Here is a 1,696-nt window from a genome sequence, read left to right as displayed (position 1 = left end):
TTGTATTTATCGGCGAATGTTCCGCAACCAACGTGCATAGAGATGGGTAGTCCGAATTTACGTGCCAGCTCTATATCTTGTTTCGCAACATCAAATAAAGAATATTCCGGGCCCCTAATGGCTAATGCCGGGGTAACCAGCTGATCCGCGGAGCTAAAATGTTCTGTTAAAACACGCTCTATATCCAATGGGTGGAGACGACTGCTCTCATAGAACCATTCCCAGACCGATGTACCAGGTGTTCCGTAACCGAAAACTGCGCGGATGCCCGCATCTTTTAACCCCTTGATGGCGCCATCCGCATGGGCAGGGCTGTTCATAATGTGCGACCAATCCATCACGGTTGTGATGCCATTATCTAATGCTTCTAATGCGCCTATAAGATTAGCGGTGTAAACGTCTTCGGCACGGAACGCAGGGGCCAGTGTACCGAGTATATGTTGAAGATATTCCATTAGCGAATAGTCCACAGCTGTGCCACGTAAAATGCTTTCCCAAACGTGGCGGTGTGTATCTATAAGTCCAGGCATTACGATCATTTTAGATGCGTCTATGGTTTCAGCATCGTCAACGTCCATGTTTTTACCAATAGCAGTAATCTTATCGCCCGTGATGAGCAGATCGGTTTGCTGAAATATTTGTTGTTTTTCATCCTGGGTGATAATGGTTCCGCCCTTGATGAGTATTTTTTTGTTGTTCATGATTTCAAAATTTAGGCATAGCTATGCCGTTTGGCTTTTCAGCCAATTATTTTAGTGAGGTTATTAATTAAAGGGATTTATACTTTTCCGTCAGCCAGTTTTCTGCCGCGGCTACTGTTTCAAAAAGTACAGTGGTCACCTGCCGGGAATCTTGTTTTTTCAGTGCGATAGATGACAATTTAGAGAACAGATCAGGCGAGGTAACGCTCAAATTATACCGCATTCCCCATTGGTAGCAAAATGGCCACATTTCATCCCTGATCCAGTCCACTACGCCAATCCACGCGCCTTGTATCTCTTTGGTGTCATGTACATGAAAACGGCAATTCTTAGACTGTCCCTCGGCCTTTTGCCATTGCATCATTGCTTTAGACGCGTGCATCACTTCCGCTTCCGTGGAATAGCCAATCCAGCGCATGAACAAATAGTTTCTATAGGGTTCATAGCTTAAATGGGCGTAAATGTCGCCGGCTTCGTTACGGAATTTGTCAATGGTGATCACTGGTTTAAAGGTATTAATTACAAATGAAAAGTTACTGCATGTTCAGGTGCCAAAGCTAAAGCTTGTCCTATATCCATATTGGCAAAATCAGGCACTATATTCAAATCAGCTATGTCCGCTTCAGACTTTACCGGTTGTCCCACAGCATGGAAATAATCGGCCAGTTGCCCGGGTGTGATTATATTCAGGAGCTTTCCAGCTTTGTCGCCAATGTTCTTATAGTTATGCAATTCATTTGACGGAATATGAACCACACTGCCAGCTTTAGCCGGGATCAGCGCGCTATTCAGCATAAATTCGAACTCTCCTTCCAGTACATAAAATACTTCTTCATCAGGATGGATATGTGGCGGCGGGCCGGCCAGCGGCGGCACGGTTTCTTCCCAAATGGCGTATTTACCACCGGTTGCAGATTTAGGAATTAAGAATGTTATGAGGATGGACAATACCATCAATTGCTCGCGGTTTTCTTTAAAATGATTTGTTTTCATAT

General features: G+C 44.5%; 3 protein-coding genes. All 3 read right to left on the bottom strand.

What is annotated here, in order from left to right; translation table 11 throughout:
• Positions 1-701 (bottom strand): amidohydrolase family protein (locus FO440_RS24255; RefSeq protein ID WP_144250914.1); only part of this gene is annotated, 701 nt, incomplete at its 3' end.
• Positions 702-768: 67 nt separating this feature from the next.
• Entirely contained in the window at positions 769-1,203 is a 435-nt protein-coding gene (locus FO440_RS24250) for a hypothetical protein (RefSeq protein ID WP_144250913.1), read from the bottom strand.
• A gap of 17 nt (positions 1,204-1,220) precedes the next feature.
• Positions 1,221-1,696 (bottom strand): cupin domain-containing protein (locus FO440_RS24245; protein WP_144250912.1); only part of this gene is annotated, 476 nt, incomplete at its 5' end.

The organism is Mucilaginibacter corticis (assembly GCF_007558865.1).
Taxonomy (GTDB): Bacteria; Bacteroidota; Bacteroidia; order Sphingobacteriales; family Sphingobacteriaceae; genus Mucilaginibacter; species Mucilaginibacter corticis.
This window is presented reverse-complemented; position numbering and strand designations above follow the sequence as displayed.